At 70.2% G+C, this 15,583-nt stretch carries 13 protein-coding genes and 2 pseudogenes; 6 read left to right on the forward strand and 9 right to left on the reverse strand.

What is annotated here, in order from left to right; all coding sequences use genetic code 11:
* From AC2VOP_RS16485 to AC2VOP_RS16510, 6 genes are all read left to right on the forward strand, one after another.
* On the forward strand, positions 1-879 hold an 879-nt coding region (locus tag AC2VOP_RS16485), incomplete at its 5' end, for a vWA domain-containing protein (protein WP_486961971.1).
* The gene (gene cobO, locus AC2VOP_RS16490) at positions 879-1,493 is read left to right on the forward strand and encodes a cob(I)yrinic acid a,c-diamide adenosyltransferase (RefSeq protein ID WP_486961972.1); all 615 of its coding nucleotides are present in this window, start codon (positions 879-881) and stop codon (positions 1,491-1,493) included. The genes AC2VOP_RS16485 and cobO, both read left to right, overlap by 1 nt.
* A 48-nt stretch (positions 1,494-1,541) precedes the next feature.
* Positions 1,542-2,906: a cobyrinic acid a,c-diamide synthase CobB gene (locus AC2VOP_RS16495; RefSeq protein ID WP_486961973.1), complete on the forward strand. Its 1,365-nt coding sequence runs from the start codon at positions 1,542-1,544 to the stop codon at positions 2,904-2,906.
* Entirely contained in the window at positions 2,903-3,931 is a 1,029-nt protein-coding gene (gene cobC, locus AC2VOP_RS16500) for an Rv2231c family histidinol phosphate aminotransferase CobC (protein WP_486961974.1), read from the forward strand. Before AC2VOP_RS16495 ends, cobC begins: the two co-directional genes overlap by 4 nt.
* A complete protein-coding gene (locus tag AC2VOP_RS16505) occupies positions 3,928-4,896 on the forward strand; it encodes a cobalamin biosynthesis protein (protein WP_486961975.1) in 969 nt (322 codons plus the stop codon). Before cobC ends, AC2VOP_RS16505 begins: the two co-directional genes overlap by 4 nt.
* A gap of 120 nt (positions 4,897-5,016) precedes the next feature.
* Complete coding sequence (locus AC2VOP_RS16510; protein WP_486961976.1) at positions 5,017-5,202, forward strand: hypothetical protein; 186 nt, start codon at positions 5,017-5,019, stop codon at positions 5,200-5,202.
* Positions 5,203-5,405: 203 nt separating this feature from the next.
* Here AC2VOP_RS16510 and AC2VOP_RS16515 read toward each other — a convergent pair whose 3' ends face one another.
* The 9 genes and pseudogenes from AC2VOP_RS16515 to AC2VOP_RS16555 form a co-directional block, all read right to left on the reverse strand.
* Entirely contained in the window at positions 5,406-6,110 is a 705-nt protein-coding gene (locus AC2VOP_RS16515) for a DUF3800 domain-containing protein (protein WP_486961977.1), read from the reverse strand.
* Positions 6,111-6,128: 18 nt separating this feature from the next.
* Positions 6,129-6,613, reverse strand: a pseudogene (locus tag AC2VOP_RS16520) (rolling circle replication-associated protein); the annotation flags it as partial.
* A gap of 38 nt (positions 6,614-6,651) precedes the next feature.
* The gene (locus AC2VOP_RS16525; RefSeq protein ID WP_486961978.1) at positions 6,652-7,644 is read right to left on the reverse strand and encodes a hypothetical protein; all 993 of its coding nucleotides are present in this window, start codon (positions 7,642-7,644) and stop codon (positions 6,652-6,654) included.
* Positions 7,645-8,029: 385 nt separating this feature from the next.
* A complete protein-coding gene (locus tag AC2VOP_RS16530; RefSeq protein WP_486961979.1) occupies positions 8,030-8,203 on the reverse strand; it encodes a hypothetical protein in 174 nt (57 codons plus the stop codon).
* Positions 8,204-8,231: 28 nt separating this feature from the next.
* Positions 8,232-8,975 (reverse strand): cobalt-precorrin-6A reductase, encoded by a 744-nt coding sequence (locus tag AC2VOP_RS16535; RefSeq protein ID WP_486961980.1) that lies wholly within the window; start codon positions 8,973-8,975, stop codon positions 8,232-8,234.
* Positions 8,975-10,453: a cobyric acid synthase gene (locus AC2VOP_RS16540; protein WP_486961981.1), complete on the reverse strand. Its 1,479-nt coding sequence runs from the start codon at positions 10,451-10,453 to the stop codon at positions 8,975-8,977. Before AC2VOP_RS16540 ends, AC2VOP_RS16535 begins: the two co-directional genes overlap by 1 nt.
* Complete coding sequence (gene cobF, locus AC2VOP_RS16545) at positions 10,453-11,208, reverse strand: precorrin-6A synthase (deacetylating) (protein WP_486961983.1); 756 nt, start codon at positions 11,206-11,208, stop codon at positions 10,453-10,455. Before cobF ends, AC2VOP_RS16540 begins: the two co-directional genes overlap by 1 nt.
* Positions 11,208-14,804 carry a cobaltochelatase subunit CobN gene (gene cobN / locus AC2VOP_RS16550; RefSeq protein WP_486961982.1) on the reverse strand — a complete coding sequence of 1,199 codons (3,597 nt, stop codon included), beginning with the start codon at positions 14,802-14,804 and terminating at the stop codon, positions 11,208-11,210. The genes cobF and cobN overlap by 1 nt, the downstream gene beginning before the upstream one ends.
* A 30-nt stretch (positions 14,805-14,834) precedes the next feature.
* Positions 14,835-15,583 (reverse strand): annotated as a pseudogene (locus AC2VOP_RS16555) (hypothetical protein); the annotation flags it as partial.

Raw genomic sequence — 15,583 nt, forward strand, 5'->3', positions numbered from 1 at the left:
GCCCCACCACCGGATCGCCAGGCTGCACCATCAGCCGGACATACCACCGCGTCGAGGGTGGGTGCCGATTCTGCGTACCGGACACGTCTTTTCACCGTCGACGGCCTCGGCGCGGGCCGAAGCGGACGCCGCAGCCGGGCCCGCACCCCTACCGGTCGCCGCACAAGCGCCACCCCGCTGGCCTCGGCGGGCGGCGGGCTGCATCTGTTCGAAACGGTCCGCGCCGCCGCCCCGCACCAGCTCGCCCGCGGCCGCACCGGGGGACGAATACTCCTGCAAGCCGATGACTTTCGCCGGGCCGTCCGCGAGGGGCGGGAGGCCAACCTGGTGCTCTTCGTGGTCGACACCTCCGGATCCATGGCGGCCCGGGAGCGAATGCGGCAGGTCAAAACCGCGATCCTGTCGCTGCTGCTCGACGCATACCGCCGCCGGGACCGGGTCGGCCTGGTGACGTTTCGCGGCTCCGGCGCCGAGGTGGTGCTGCCGGCGACCGGCTCGGTGGAGATCGCGGCCGCCCGACTCGACGACGTGCCGGTCGGCGGCCGCACCCCGCTGGCCGAGGGGCTGGCAGCGGCCGCCGAGATGATCCGCTGCGAGCGACTGCGCGACCCCGACTGCCGCCCGCTGCTGCTGCTGGTCACCGACGGCCGGGCCACCGCCGGCGAAGACCCGGTGCAGCGCTCCCAGATCGCCGCGGACCACCTCGCCGAGCGGGGCGTCAGCGCGGTGGTCGTCGACTGCGAGAGCGGCCGGATGCGCTGCGGCCTGGCCCGCACCCTCGCCGAGCACCTGCGGGCCGAACATGTCCCGCTGCCGCAGGTAAGCGCCGAGGCGCTGACCAGAGTCGTCCGCGACGCCACCCGGGAGGGGGCCGCCTGATGCCGCAGGGACAGCCGTTGACACTGCCCGACGACACTCTGACCACCCGTCAGCGCCGCAACCGGCCGCTGCTGATCGTGCATACCGGGGACGGCAAGGGGAAGTCCACCGCCGCGTTCGGCCTGGCGCTGCGCGGCTGGCATCAGGGCTTTGCGATCGTGGTCTTCCAGTTCGTCAAGTCCGCCAAGTGGCGGGTCGGCGAGCAGAGCGTCCTGGAGCGGCTCGGCGCCCTGCACGTCGAGACCGGTGCGGGCGGACCGGTGGAGTGGCACAAAATGGGTTCGGGCTGGTCGTGGAGCCGCAAGGCCGGCACCGACGCCGACCACTCGGCCGCCGCGGCCGAGGGATGGTCGCAGGTCAAGCGCCGCCTGGCCGCGCAAGCCCACGACTTGTACGTCCTCGACGAATTCACCTACCCGATCAACTGGGGTTGGGTCGACGTCGACGACGTGACGCGCACACTGGTGAACCGGCCGGGCCACCAGCACGTCGTGATCACCGGCCGGCACGCCCATCCGCGGCTGATCGAGGCCGCCGACCTGGTCACCGAGATGACCAAAGTGAAGCACCCGATGGACGCCGGCCAGAAGGGCCAGCGCGGCATCGAGTGGTAGACCGTGGTAGACCGTGGCGAGCGCATGGCAGCAGGTACGCTCCCGCGCGTGATTGTGGCCGCACCGGCGTCCGGCCACGGCAAGACGACGGTGGCCACCGGTCTGATGGCGGCGCTGTCGGCGCGGGGACACCACGTCAGCGGGCACAAGGTGGGCCCGGACTACATCGACCCCGGCTACCACGCGCTGGCCACCGGCCGACCCGGCCGCAACCTCGACCCCTACCTGGCCGGCGCGCACCGCATCGTCGCGCTGCTGCTGCACGGGGCCGCCGGCGCGGACGTCGCGGTGATCGAAGGTGTGCTGGGGTTGTTCGACGGCCGGTTGGGCGCCGGCGGCGAGGCGTCCACCGCCCACGTCGCCGCCTTGACCGCCACCCCGGTCGTGCTCGTCGTGGACGTCTCGCACGCGTCGCGCACCCATGCGGCCGTCGTCGCCGGCCTGGCCGGCTTCGACCCTTCGGTGCGCATCGCCGGTGTCGTGCTCAACAAGGTTCGCGGCACCCGGCACGCCGACGAAGTCGCCGACGCGGTGCGTGCCACCGGTATCCGGCTGCTCGGCAGCCTGCCCCGCGACAGCACCGTCGAACTGCCGTCTCGCCACCTCGGGCTGGTTCCGCCGGCCGAACGGCACGAGTCGGCGACCACCTTGTGCCGGTTGGCCCGCATCGTGGCCGACCACGTTGATCTCGACGCGGTGCTGGAGATTGCGCGACGTGCGCGGGCCCTGCCGGGCCGCGCGTGGGATCCGGCCGCCGAAGTCGTGGCGCCCTCGACCCGGCGGAGGCCGGTGGTGGCCGTCGCGGCCGGACGCGCGTTCACGTTCCGCTACGCCGAGACCGACGAACTGCTGCGCGCCGCCGGCTGCGACGTCGTCGAGTTCGACCCGCTCACCGGCCGCGGACTGCCGCGAGGGACCGCCGGCATCTATCTCGGCGGCGGGTTTCCGGAGGTGTACGCCCCGGAGCTGGCCGCCAACACCCCGCTGATCGCCGAGCTGCATGCCGCGATCGGAGCGGGGGTGCCGACGGTGGCCGAGTGCGGCGGCCTGGCCTACCTGTGCCGCACGCTCGACGGCGCCCCGCTCGTCGGGACGCTGCCCGCCACCGCGGCGATGGCACCGCGACTCACCCTGGGTTACCGTAACGCCACCGCCCCGGCCGAGTCGCTGCTGGCCACAGCCGGCGAGCAGGTCACCGGCCACGAGTTTCACCGCACCCGCGTCACACCCGACGCCGGTGCCGGCGGCACCTGGACGGCGGCATGGTCGCTGCCGGATGGCCCGGCCGCCTGCGTCGGGTTCGCCGCGCCGACGTTGCACGCGTCCTACCTGCACACTCATTGGGCCGGGCACCCGCAGCTGGCGCAGCGGTTCGCCGACGCGGTCCACCGCTTCGCCGAGACCGCGGCGTGAACGTCGACGACGCCGCGCTGCGCTACCACGGCGACGCCGAGGCCGGATACGGCCTGCTGGATTTCGCGGTCAACGTCTATCCCCTGCCCCGTCCCGCCTGGCTCGACGTGGCGCTGCACGCCGCCCTCGACGCCGCCACCGCCTATCCCGACGCGGCTTGCGCCCGCCGGGCGCTGGCGCTGCGCCACGGGCGGTCCACGTCGGAGGTGCTGCCCACCGCGGGGGCGTCCGAGGCGTTCACCCTGGCGGCCCGCCTTCGCCCGTGGCGGCGCCCGGTGGTGGTGCACCCCCAGTACACCGGGGTGCACGCCGCGCTGACCGACGCCGGACACGCCGTCACCACGGTGGTCTGCCACCCCGACGACGGATTCGCCCTGCATCCCGAGGCGATTCCCGACGACGCCGATCTGGTCGTCGTCGGCAACCCCACCAATCCGACCGGGGTGCTGCACCCGGCGGCTGCGCTGCACCGGCTGCGGCGGCCCGGCCGGGTCGTCCTCGTCGACGAGGCGTTCCTGGACGCGGTCCCCGGCGAACCGGAAACCCTGGCCCACGAACGCTTCCCCGGTCTGCTGGTGGCCCGGAGCCTGACCAAACACTGGTCGATCCCCGGAATCCGGGCCGGCTACCTGCTCGGCGATCCCGCACTGCTCGCCGACGCAGCGGCGCTTCAGCCGCCCTGGTCGGTGTCCACGCCCGCGCTCGCCGCGGTGGTGGCCTGCTCAGACGAGCGAGCTCGCGCCGAAAGCGACTGCCGCGCACAGCAATTCACGAAGTGGCGAATCCAGCTCACCGACGCCCTCGTCCAGCGCTCAGTGCCGTTCGTGCCCGGCCAGGCACCCTTCGTGCTGACCCGGGTCGGCGCCGGAGTGCACCGGCGGCTGCGTGAGCTCGGCGTCGCGGTGCGGCGCGCCGACACGTTCCCCGGCCTGGACGGCACCTGGGTGCGCATCGCGGCGCGGCCCCCCGCGGTGACGCAGCCGTTGCTGGCCGCGCTCGACAAGGCTCTCCAGCAGCAACCATGACGCGCCGTCCGGTCACCGCCGGGGCTGCCCGGGCGCTCGGGCTGCTGCTCGGCTATGCCGCCGATCGCACCTGGGGTGACCCGCGCCGGCTGCACCCGGTCGCCGGCTTCGGGAACCTGGCTACGGGCTTGGAGCACCGGATCCACGGCGACAGCCGGCTGCGCGGCGCCGTCCACGTGCTGGTGCTGGTCGGCGGCAGCGCCACGCTGGCGGTTGCCGCCGAACGCGCCGCGGCTCACCCGGCGGCCCGCACCGGGCTCACCGCCGCGGTCACCTGGGCGGTGCTCGGCGGGCGGTCGCTGGAACGCGAAGCGTATGCCGTGCACCACCTGCTGGCGGCGGGCGATCTCGAGCGGGCCCGCGACCGGGTCCGCCACCTGGTGGGCCGCGACACCGCGGCGCTGGGTCACGACGAGATCGCCCGCGCGGTCGTCGAGTCGGTGGCCGAGAACACCTCCGACGCGGTGGTGGCGTCGTGTCTGTGGGGCGCGGTCGCCGGTGTCCCGGGCCTGGTGGCCCACCGCAGCATCAACACGCTCGACGCGATGATCGGCCACCGCAACGAGCGTTACCGGCGCTTCGGGTGGGCAGCGGCGCGGTTGGACGACCTGCTCGGCTGGCCGGCGGCACGGTTAAGTGCGGTGCTGACCGCCGTGCTGGGCCCCGATCCGCGGGGCGCCCTCACCGCCTGGCGGCGCGACGCCGGGCGTCATCCCAGCCCCAACGCCGGCGTGGTCGAGGCCGGCTTCGCCGGTGCGCTGGGGCTGCGGCTCGGCGGCACCAACGTCTACGACGGCGACCGGCGCGAAGACCGCGCCCCGTTGGGCCGCGGGCCGGCCCCGACGCCGGCCGACATCGAACCCGCCGTCCGGCTGGCCCGTCACGTGACCGCGGCTGCGACGCTGGGCGCAGCCCTTTTCTCGGCAACCTGTATCTGTCGCTGGCCAGCATTCCCGACCAGATAACCCAAGCCAGCCCCGACGCGCAGGCCTGGGACTCCGCCAGCTGGACGGCGTGGCTGGTGCACGCATGAAGGTGCTCAGCATCAACCTGGCTGCGTCCAACATCTTGGCCACCGAGGCGGGATGCTTGTCGGTATCGTCGCGATCGCCTTGTGGGTGATGAAACTGACGGTCTCCAGCTACGGGCTGATCGTCTGCGGCGCCGCCATCGCGGGTTTGGGGATCAGCCCGAAAAACTGGTGGGCGCACATCGCCACGTTCACACGCCATGCGGAAGTGCCGGGCTTTAGGTCAGCAGGCGTGGGCTGACGGGGCGATGCGGATTCCTCGTCGTCACCGCGGACGTCTGTCATAGTCCATGACGGTAGCTCCGGCGGGGGCGGTTACTACGATGCCGGCAGCCTTGGCACGCCGGGCGGTTGTGAATGTCGGCCGGTCCGGTATGGTGGGTGCCGGAACTCCGAAAGGATTCTGTGAGCCGCAGCCCCGCCCCAAGCGGGGCTGTTGTGCATCTATGGCCAGAGGTTCCACACGCATCTCTTTGGGGCGATGATTTTCGCCAAGTTCGCGTCGGCCTGCCGCGCACGCGGATTAGTGATGCTTGAGCGCTGCATTCTGAAGTTAAGATACGACACCAAGTCAGCGGCTTGGAGCAGGCGACTGTGCTTGGACGGTGCGAAGTGGAGCGCATCCACGCCCCTGTCGATTTTGGCGGTGTACGGGCTGAGCGTTCCCAGCCGCTGGAAGTGCCAGTAGCTGGCGCGCAGGGTGTCCGCTTGGTCGATCTCGTCGGCGATGGCCAGGAAGTGCGTGCTCTTCCCCAACGCCATGCCGTTCAGCGACTGACACAGGAAGTCGAGCGCCACTCGGTGTGGATGCCACGCTGCCGACCCGTACTGTGCCTTGTGCTTTGGTATGTCGATTCCGCGAAATGCCAACTCCAGACCGTCGCAGGCCGCGATGGCTTCGAGCGCGTCGGAGTAGACCTTGATTCGGGCGCGGATCATCTGCTTCATGCCGGCCCAGTCGCCTTTCCCGCCCCGGATATGGCTTCCATGAAGCTCGGCATCTGGAGAAACGTCGTAACTCCTCGCCGCGTCGGAAACGACTGCGTCAAGGTCGTTCTGGAGCTGGAGAGCGCTGTCGGCGGGCACGACGAGTGCGGTGAGCCAGTACTCGACCTTGTCGTACGACTCGTCGATGTAAGCCAGAAGCACGGTTCGGAGCGTACTGGTCTATGCGGACGCGAGTGCACGGGCAATCTGAGCGGCGAAGCCCGGCCCGTCGTTGACCAACGCGTAGCCGCCGGCAAGTCCGCCCTGGCCGCAGAGCATCCGCCGGCGTCGCACACGACGATGTTTCGCAGCCCCGGTATTGCCGTCGACACGCGGGACTAAGCGAACTGCCGTGCGGAGGACCGTACGATCCGCCGAGCAGTCAGGTACGCATCCTGCGCCACCTCCATAACGGCGATTGCCTTCTTGAGTCCGTACACGCCCCAGAACCGGCCGGGGCCGCGTCCAGCTTGCCGCCACAGTTCGGGCACGGTGTGGTGGTATTCCTTGTCACCGTCCATGTTTGGCGATGAATGCTTCGTGAGATAGATTGCCAGGCGTTTGGGGTCGCAGGCTTTGAGGCCGCTGCGCACGTCGATTGCGGTTTCGGCGAGCCGGTGCAGGGCCTTCTGCACCGGGTCGGGGTGGTCGACAAGCTGAGCCCATGCCGGCGCTGCCGGGGCATTCCCAATGTGTGCTGAAATCAGAGTCCCGACAGGAAATCCGCGGGGACCACCTCGGCCGCCGCACTGTGAGCTGCGGTTAGCCCCAGATCGGGTGCACTGTACAGGCCGGCGTTCGTCAGGTCGTCGGTCGGTGTGACTGCGACGGCGCTTGCGTAGTCCGTCGGGGTGAACAGCGACGCTGCCCACGAGATGTTGAGGGGCCCGACTGGGGTGTAATAGAGGATATCGACGGGGGAGGCGCTTTTGGCGCCGGAGTCGTAGTAGAGATTGACGACTTCCGGGAACAGTATGTCTTCGTCGTATACGGCCCCGGTGTTGGTGACGAATTCAAAGTCGTACCCGCCTATCGGCGACGGCGCTAGGTATTCCGTGCCGGATTCCGTCCCGGTGAGAGTCGCGACGCCTGCGTCGGTGACGGGGCTGAAGGTGGCGGGCACCTCCCACACCGGCGCCGCGCCCTTATTGGCCACCTCCGTGACGGTGCCGTCGACCGGACTCCACCCCTCCAAGCCGCTAGAATCCGGCCCGAGGTTCAGCAGTACATCCAGGTTTTGCTGTGACATTGCAAGAGCTTCGGTGGACGTGATGAAGAACGTGGGGTCCGCCGGGGTGAACTGCGACGCGGCCCAGTTCGCGGGGATGTCTCCGAACGGCGTCTTGAAGACGTCGACGGCGGTGGCACCTTTGGTGCCGGCGTCGTAGTACAGGTTGGTGAACCCGGGGAACAGCTGGTCCTGATCGTAGACGGCTCCGCTGTTGGTGACGAATTCGTCGTTGAACCCGCCCGCCGACGGCGCGACGTAATCGGCGCCGGACAGGGTTGTGGTGCCGTTGGCGAAGCTGGCGGGCACGTCCCAGGTCAGCGTCGACCGGCCCGGGACCTGGACCAGTGTGGCGCTGTCGGTGTCGTAGATCGGGCTCCATGACGAGTCGTCCGCGTGGGCCGCAGCGGACCCGAAGAATGCCGCCGCCACTCCACCAATGACCATGCTCATGGCGATACGTCTCACCGAAGTTCCTTCCACCGAAATTCCGCACTGGAGGCTTCTAGCGTCGACGCCGAGAAGCTTATACTGCCGCTACTGGGATGTCGCCCGCCGTGGGGCCGCTTCATCGGTACCATCTGATGACAGATGGCGCTGAAGAATCACCGCCGCTTACCGCTGAACCGCCCGGCCACAAGACAAGATCTGCGACGTCGCTTTTCTAAACTCAACGACAGCACGGGATTGACCGCCAAATATATGGTGCCCGACTCCGCACCATGGGCACGTTCGACACTCAACTTAACGCGATGGGCTCGGCCGCATACGCGCGCTACGGAGGTGTGACCGTACGGACCCGCTTGTGCCACAACACCGCATCTCGTCACGATAATCGGTGCAGTGAGCGCGTTTACAGCTCGCGTCCGTAGCCGCGGGTGGTCGAATCACCCACAGTGACTCCTTGGGCGGCATGCAAAGTGGTGGCATACCCGAGCGTGATCTGCTCGCGCAGATAGTCGCCCTCGAAGATGACTCGGGCGTCGTCGGTGAGTCTCGTCGACAGGTGACGTTCGCCCCCACGCACGCCACGTGGGCACTCAACCGCTGGCCGCCTATAAGCACCACCGCACAACCCACGCCACCGCCGCATCGACGTCGTGCACGATCGGCACCCCAGCGGGCGGGGTGGGGCGACGCACGATGACGACCGGCACGCCCAGCTGCTCGGCGGCCCGCAGCTTCGGCCAGGTGTATTCGCCTCCGGAGTCCTTGGTCACCAGCACGTCGGCCCGATGGGTGGACAGCAGCGCACGTTCACCGAGCAACTGGTAGGGCCCCCGGCTGGTGACGATCCGCCAACCGGGCGGTAACTCGATCGACGGACGGTCGACGACGCGGGCCAGCACCGCCGACTCGCGCAGGGCCGGCAGGTAGCGGGCCAGCTGCTGGCGGCCGATGGTCAACACGGGTCTCTCCCCCAGCTCCCCAGCGAGAGCGGCAGCCTGCTCGTGGCAGTCGGCCCACCGCCACGACGGCCGGGACCGCTCGGCCCAACCCGGTCGCTCCAGCCGCAACAGCGGGCGGTGCAGCGGCCCGGTAAGACAGGCGGTGGCCGCGTTCGCCGACATCGTCGTCGCGAACGGATGGGTGGCGTCGACGACGGCGTCGTAGTCCACCAATGCCGCACGCAGGCCGTCGATTCCGCCGAAGCCACCGATGCGCACCACGCCGACCGGCAGCCGGGGATCGGCGACTCGACCGGCCAGCGACGTCGTCACATCGATACCAGCGGCCACCAGCCGCTCGGCGAGCGCCCTGGCCTCCGCCGTCCCGCCGAGCAGCAGAATCCGGGCCATCACTCCGGTGCCCCCGGCGGGAGGAACGGCAGACCTCTCGGTGGCCCCGCACCGATGAGGTCCAGCAGCGCAGCGATATCGAGATGCTTTTCGACCAGGTCGGCGAGCAGGTCGAGCCGGCGTTGCCGTGCCACCGGGAAGGAGACCCCAGACGGCGCCAGCCCCAGGGTCTCGCGCAGGAAGGCACCCCGCAGCGCGTCGCCTTCGAGGGCGCCGTGCCACAGGGTGCCGAACACCGCACCGGATCGGGCGCCGCCGAGGAATTCGTCGGCCCCGTCGCCGCGGATGGTCCGGCCGTGGTGAATCTCGTAGCCGGCAGCTGGCACCCCCAGCCCATCCCCGGCCGGCAGCCGCAGCACTTTGGCCGCGGCAAAACAGGTCTCGACGTCGAGCAGGCCCAGGCCGGCTGCCTCGGCGACCGGACCTTCTATCCCCTCGGGGTCGCGGATGGTCCGGCCCAGCATCTGAAAGCCGCCGCAGATACCGAGCACCGGCTTGCCCGTTGCGGCGTGGCTCAGCAGCGCGGAATCGAGTTCACGTGACCGCAGCCAGGCCAGGTCGGCGATCGTCGCCCGGGTTCCCGGCAACACCACCAGGTCGGCGTCGGCCACGGCCCGTGGATCGGAGACGAACACCACGTCCAGGCCGGGTTCGAGACCGAGCGCGTCGACGTCGGTGAAGTTGCTGATCCTGGGCAGCCGGATGACCGCCACCCGCCGCGCCCCGGTCCGGTGCGAGCGTCTGCCCGCCAGGCCGAGGGAGTCCTCGGAGTCCAGCCACAGGTCAGGATGCCAGGGCAGCGTTCCGAAGACGCGCCGGCCGGTGAGCCGTTCCAGGTCTCGCACGCCCGCCGCCAGTAACTGCTCCCGGCCACGGAACTTGTTGACGACGAACCCCGCCACCAACCCCTGGTCCGCCGCGGACAGCAGGGCAACGGTGCCGAAAAACGCCGCGAACACCCCGCCCCGGTCCACGTCGCCGACCACCACCGTCGGCAGGCCGGCGTGCTGGGCCAACCCCATGTTGACGTAGTCACCGGCCCGCAGGTTGATCTCCGTCGGGCTGCCGGCGCCCTCGGCGATGACGACGTCGTACCGCGCGGCCAGGTCGTCGTAAGCGGCGTGTGCCGCTTCCGCCAGCCCGGGTCGTCCCGCCGGCCAGGCCGATGAAGAGATCTCGCCGGCCGGCCGGCCCATCACCACCACGTGACTGCGCTGATCGCTGCCGGGTTTGAGCAGCACCGGGTTCATGGCCGGCTCCGGGACCGCTCCCGCCGCCAGCGCCTGAATCCACTGAGCCCGGCCGATCTCGGCGCCGACGCCGTCCGGGCCGGCGCACACCGCCGAATTGTTGGACATGTTCTGCGCCTTGTACGGCGCCACCCGCACTCCGCGGCGCGCCAGCGCCCGGCACACACCGGTGACCACCACAGTCTTTCCGGCGTCGCTGGTGGTACCGGCGATCAGCATCCCACCCATCAGGGCCTGCGCACCAGGAAGACGTCCATCACCCACCCCGCGTCGGCTTTGGCCGCGTCCCGCGCGGCCACGATGTCGGGCAGAACGTCTGCCAGCCGCCCCGCGACCAGGCGCTCCCCCTGCGCGCCGAGGTTGGCACCCCACCAGATTCTCCAGTCGGCCAGCCCGGCCAGGTCGAGGCGGTCCGCCGGCCGGGTGAGCATCACCACGATGTTGTCCTGGCCGGCCGCGACCGCCTCCCGCAGTCGCCGGCCGGTGGTCACGTGTAACGGCCCACCCACCTCGTGCAGCACGACCCGGTGCCGCGCGGCCAGCAGCTGCGGGGCGCTGACACCCGGCAGTACGTCGTAATCCACCTGAACGCCAAGGTCTTTCACCTGCTCGACGATCCGGATGGTCGAGTCGTACAACGACGGGTCGCCCCAGACCAGGAAGGCGGCGGTGCCGCCGCGCTCGCCGAGGACGGCTGCGTAGCGCTCGGCCCGGGCGGTGTGCCAGTCGGCCACTGCGCCCAGATAGTCCTCGTCGTTGAGGTTCGGCGAACGGTCCCTCGGCGGATCGGCGATCGCGACGACCGGGACGGGTCCGTCTGGCCCCGGGTAGGCGGCCACGATCGCCCGCCGCACCGCCAACTGGCCGTCGGAGTCACCCTTGTCGGCGGCCAGCACATAGTCGACCGAACGCAGCGCCTCGGCCACCTCACCGGTGACGTGCTGCGGCCCCATGCCGACGCCGAGAATGCGCACCCGCACCATCACCGGCCCTCCAGATCGCCCTCGACGTCGAGGTAAGCCTGCCGCAGCGCCGCCATCGTCGCCGGATCGGGCTCGGCCCACAGGCCCCGGTCGGCGGCCTCGGTGAGCCGTTCGATGATGCCGTGCAGCGCCCACGGATTGGACTTGTCCAGGAATTGCCGGGTGGTCGGGTCCAGCACGTATTCGGCGGCCAGCTTCTCATACATCCAGTCGTGTACGACCCCGGCGGTCGCGTCGAACCCGAACAGGTAGTCGACGGTGGCGGCCAACTCGAAGGCGCCCTTGTAGCCGTGCCGGCGCATCGCGGAGATCCAACGCGGGTTGACCACGCGGGCCCGGAAGACGCGGGCGGTCTCCTCGGCCAGCGTCCGGGTGCGGATCGCGTCGGGCGACGTCGAATCCCCCACGTAGGCCTTCGGATTGCTGCCGGTGAGCGCGCGAACGGTAGCGACCATACCGCCGTGGTATTGGAAGTAGTCGTCGGCGTCGGCAATGTCATGTTCACGGCTGTCGACGTTCTTGGCGGCAATCTTGATGCGGCGGTAGTTGGTCCGCATGTCATCGGCGGCCGCCAGGCCGTCGAGCCCACGCCCGTAGGCGAACCCGCCCCACGCCGTGTAGATCTCGGCCAGATCCTTGTCGTCGTGCCAAGTGCCGGCGTCGAAGGCCTGCAAAATGCCAGCGCCGTAGGAGCCGGGTTTGGAGCCGAACACCCGGGTGGTGGCCCGCCGCAGGTCGCCATGTTCGGCCAGGTCGGTGCGGGCGTGCGCGGCGACGAAGTTCTGCTCGTCGGGCTCGTCGAGCGTCGCCACCAGCTGCACCGCGTCGTCGAGCATCACCACCACGTGCGGGAAGGCGTCACGAAAAAACCCGGAGATCCGGATGGTGACGTCGATGCGGGGCCGGCCCAGTTCGGCCAGCGGAACCGCTTCCAGCCGACACACCCGCCGGGACGCCTCGTCCCATCCGGGCCGAACCCCAAGCAGCGCCAGAACTTCCGCGATGTCGTCACCCGAGGTGCGCATCGCCGATGTTCCCCACACCGACAACCCCACCGACTCCGGGTAGCCGCCGGTTTCCTTGAGATAGCGCGCAATCAGCGAATCCGCGATCGCCTGGCCGGTCTGCCACGCCAGCCGCGACGGCACCGCCCGCGGATCGACCGTGGAGAAATTGCGTCCGGTCGGCAGCACGTTGACCATGCCGCGCAGCGGCGACCCGGACGGGCCAGGCATAACGAAGCCGCCGGCCAGCGCGTGCAGCACCGAATCCAGCTCGCCGGCCGTGCCGGCCAGGCGCGGAACCACTTCGGCTGCAGCGAATTTAAGCACCCGGCGCACCTCCGGATCGTCATGCAGCGAATTGACCGCCGACTCGTCCCAGCCGGCGACCTCCATCGCCTCAACCAACGCGCGAGCCCGCCCCTCGATCTCGTCGACCACCGCGCTCGCGGCCTCGTCTGCCAAGCCAAGCGCGGCCCGCAGTCCGGGCACCGCATGGTCCACCCCGCCCCACATCTGCGGAGCGCGCAGGATGGCCAATACCAGGTTCACCCGCGCCGGGCCCACCGGCGCGGCGCCTAGGACGTGCAGGCCGTCGCGGATCTGGGCATCTTTGATCTCGCACAGCCAGCCGTCCACGTGCAGCACGAAGTCGTCGAACTCGTCGTCCTCCGGCCGCTCATCCAGCCCCAGGTCGCGGTGCATCTCCGCGGCCCGCATCAGATTCCAGATCTCGCCGCGGATCGCGGGCAGTTTCGCCGGATCCATCGTCGCGATGGTGCTGTGCTCGTCGAGGAGCTGTTCGAGGCGGGCGATGTCCCCGTAGGATTCCGCCCGCGCCATCGGCGGGATCAGGTGATCGACGATGGTGGCGTGGGCCCGGCGTTTCGCCTGAGCCCCCTCACCGGGATCGTTGACCAGAAACGGATAGATCAGCGGCATGTCCGCCACCGTCGCGTCGGTGCCGCACGCCGGCGACAGGGCTGCGGTCTTGCCGGGCAGCCACTCCATCGAGCCGTGCTTGCCCAGGTGCACCACCGCGTGCGCACCGAATCCGTGCGCCAGCCAGCGGTATGCGGCCAAATAGTGGTGGCTCGGCGGCAGATCCGGATCATGGTAGATCGCCACCGGGTTCTCGCCGAATCCGCGTGGCGGCTGGATCATCAGCACGACGTTGCCGGCTCGCAGTGCGGCCAGCACGATGTCGCCGGCATCGTTGACGAAAAGCCGCCCGGGCGCCGGCCCCCACGCCGCGGCCATCGCGTCACGCAGCTGTGCGGGCAGCTCGGCAGTCCAGCTGGCGTACTGCTCGGCGGTCACCGTCACCTGCGCGTCGGTGAGCTGGGCGGCGGTGAGCCAGTCCTCGTCTTGTCCGCCCGCCGCGATGAGCGTGTGGATCAGCCGTTCACCGGCCTGCGTTTCGTCGTCGATGGCCAGCACCCCGAAGCCGTCGCCGACGTCGTAGCCTTCCTCGGCCAGCCGGCGCAGCAGCCGTACGGCGGAGACCGGCGTGTCCAGGCCCACCGCGTTGCCGACGCGGGAGTGCTTGGTGGGGTAGGAGGACAGGACGAGTGCGATTCTCTTCCGGCCGTTCGGTAATCGGCGCAGCCTGGCGTGGCTGACCGCGATACCGGCAACGCGGGCGCACCGTTCGGGATCGGCGACGTAGCGCGGCAGGCCGTCGGAGTCGATCTCCTTGAACGAGAACGGCGCGGTGATGATGCGGCCGTCGAACTCCGGGATCGCGATCTGCGTGGCGTAATCGAGCGGGGTCAGGCCGTCGTCGTTGGCCGCCCACTGGTCACGAGACGTGGTGAGGCACAAGGCTTGCAGCACCGGAATGTCCAGTGCGGCGATGCGTCCGATATCCCACGATTCGTCGTCTTCGCCGGCACCGGCGGCCGCGGACGTCGATCCGCCTGCCGCCAGCATGCAGACCACCAGGGCGTCCAGATCTGCCAGCGCCTCGAAGAGTTCGTCGGACGCGCTGCGCAGCGACGACGCGAAGATGGGCACCCCCAGCGCGTCGCCGCAGGCGTCGATCGCGTCGGCGAGGGCATGCGCGAACGCCGCATTTCCACTCACCTGGTGGGCCCGGTAGTAGAGGATTCCGATCTTCAGCGGCGCGGTCTGCGCCGCGTCGTCGGGCCGCCTGCGGTCGGGGTATCCCCACTCGGGTATCACCACCGGCTCGTCGAATCCCTCCCCGGTGAGCAGTACCGTGTCGCAGAGGAATGCATGCAGCCGGGCAAGATTGACCGGACCGCCTTCGGCCAGGTAGGCGTGAGCTTGCACCGCGACGCCGATCGGAACGGTCGAACACGCCATGAGTTCGGCGCTGGGCGCCCGCTCGCCGCCGAGAACCACCAGCGGCAACCCACTGGCGCGCAACGCTTTGAGTTCCGCCTCGATCTCGGCCGACGATCCCAGCACCCGCAGCACGGCTATGTGAGCGCCATCCAGTGCCGGTTCGACGGGTTGCCGTGCCGGGTTGGCGAGGTGGTATGCGGCTTCGCTGGCCCGCGCGGAAAGCAGATCGGTGTCGGACGTGGACAGCAATGCGACGCGCCGCGCACCGGTTGCCGCATCGGGCATGGCGGGTCCTCCTGGTTGTGTCATGCCGGGTCAGCGGGGGCGGGCGGTGCCGGTGCGACCGGGCGGCCCCGCGGCCCGCCCCGGGCAGGCATTCGGTTCAGGTTCTAGATCCATGTATTCGTATCCGCGGCCCAGCATTTCGGCCTTCGCCCGCCGGCGCCGGCGCACCCGGGCCTGCTCCTGCACAGCCGCGGCAGCCGCCGGTTCAGCGGCCGTAACAGGCGTGGGCGCCTGCGCCTTGGCGCTGGCCTCCGCACGGCGCCGGGCGGTCATGTCCATGCCGCCCACTAGGTATCCGAATACCTGCGGCCCAGCGACCGCGGGCGGCGCGGACGGCGCGGTCGGCACCACTGCGGCGGCAGCCGGCGGCAGAGCCGGGGCCACCGCGGGGGCCGGAGCCGGTCCAGGCACCGGAGTGGGGGTCGGGGTCAGTGCCAGCGCGACGGGCGGGGGAACAGCCGGCGGGACCGGGACCGCGGGGATGCCCGCCAAGCCCGCCAGCCCGGCCAGACCCGCCAAGCCGCCCACCGGGGCGGCGGCCATCGGAGCCAGGGCGGCAGTCAGCAGCGGCAGCAGCGCCGGGATCAGCACAACCTGTTCGAGCAGCGTCTTGAGCAGTGCGATGGTGTCAGTGATGACCGTCCCGATGGCTTCGACAGTATCGAACAGCAGCGTGAAGCCGATGGTTGCCGGGTTTCCCGAAGCCAGCGCCGCGGTCAGATCCGCGCCGATGTATCCGAACGTTTGCGACAGAAACGCGACGTATTGACTGATGGTCA

The sequence above is a fragment of the Mycobacterium sp. TH-M106 genome, from assembly GCF_057473765.1.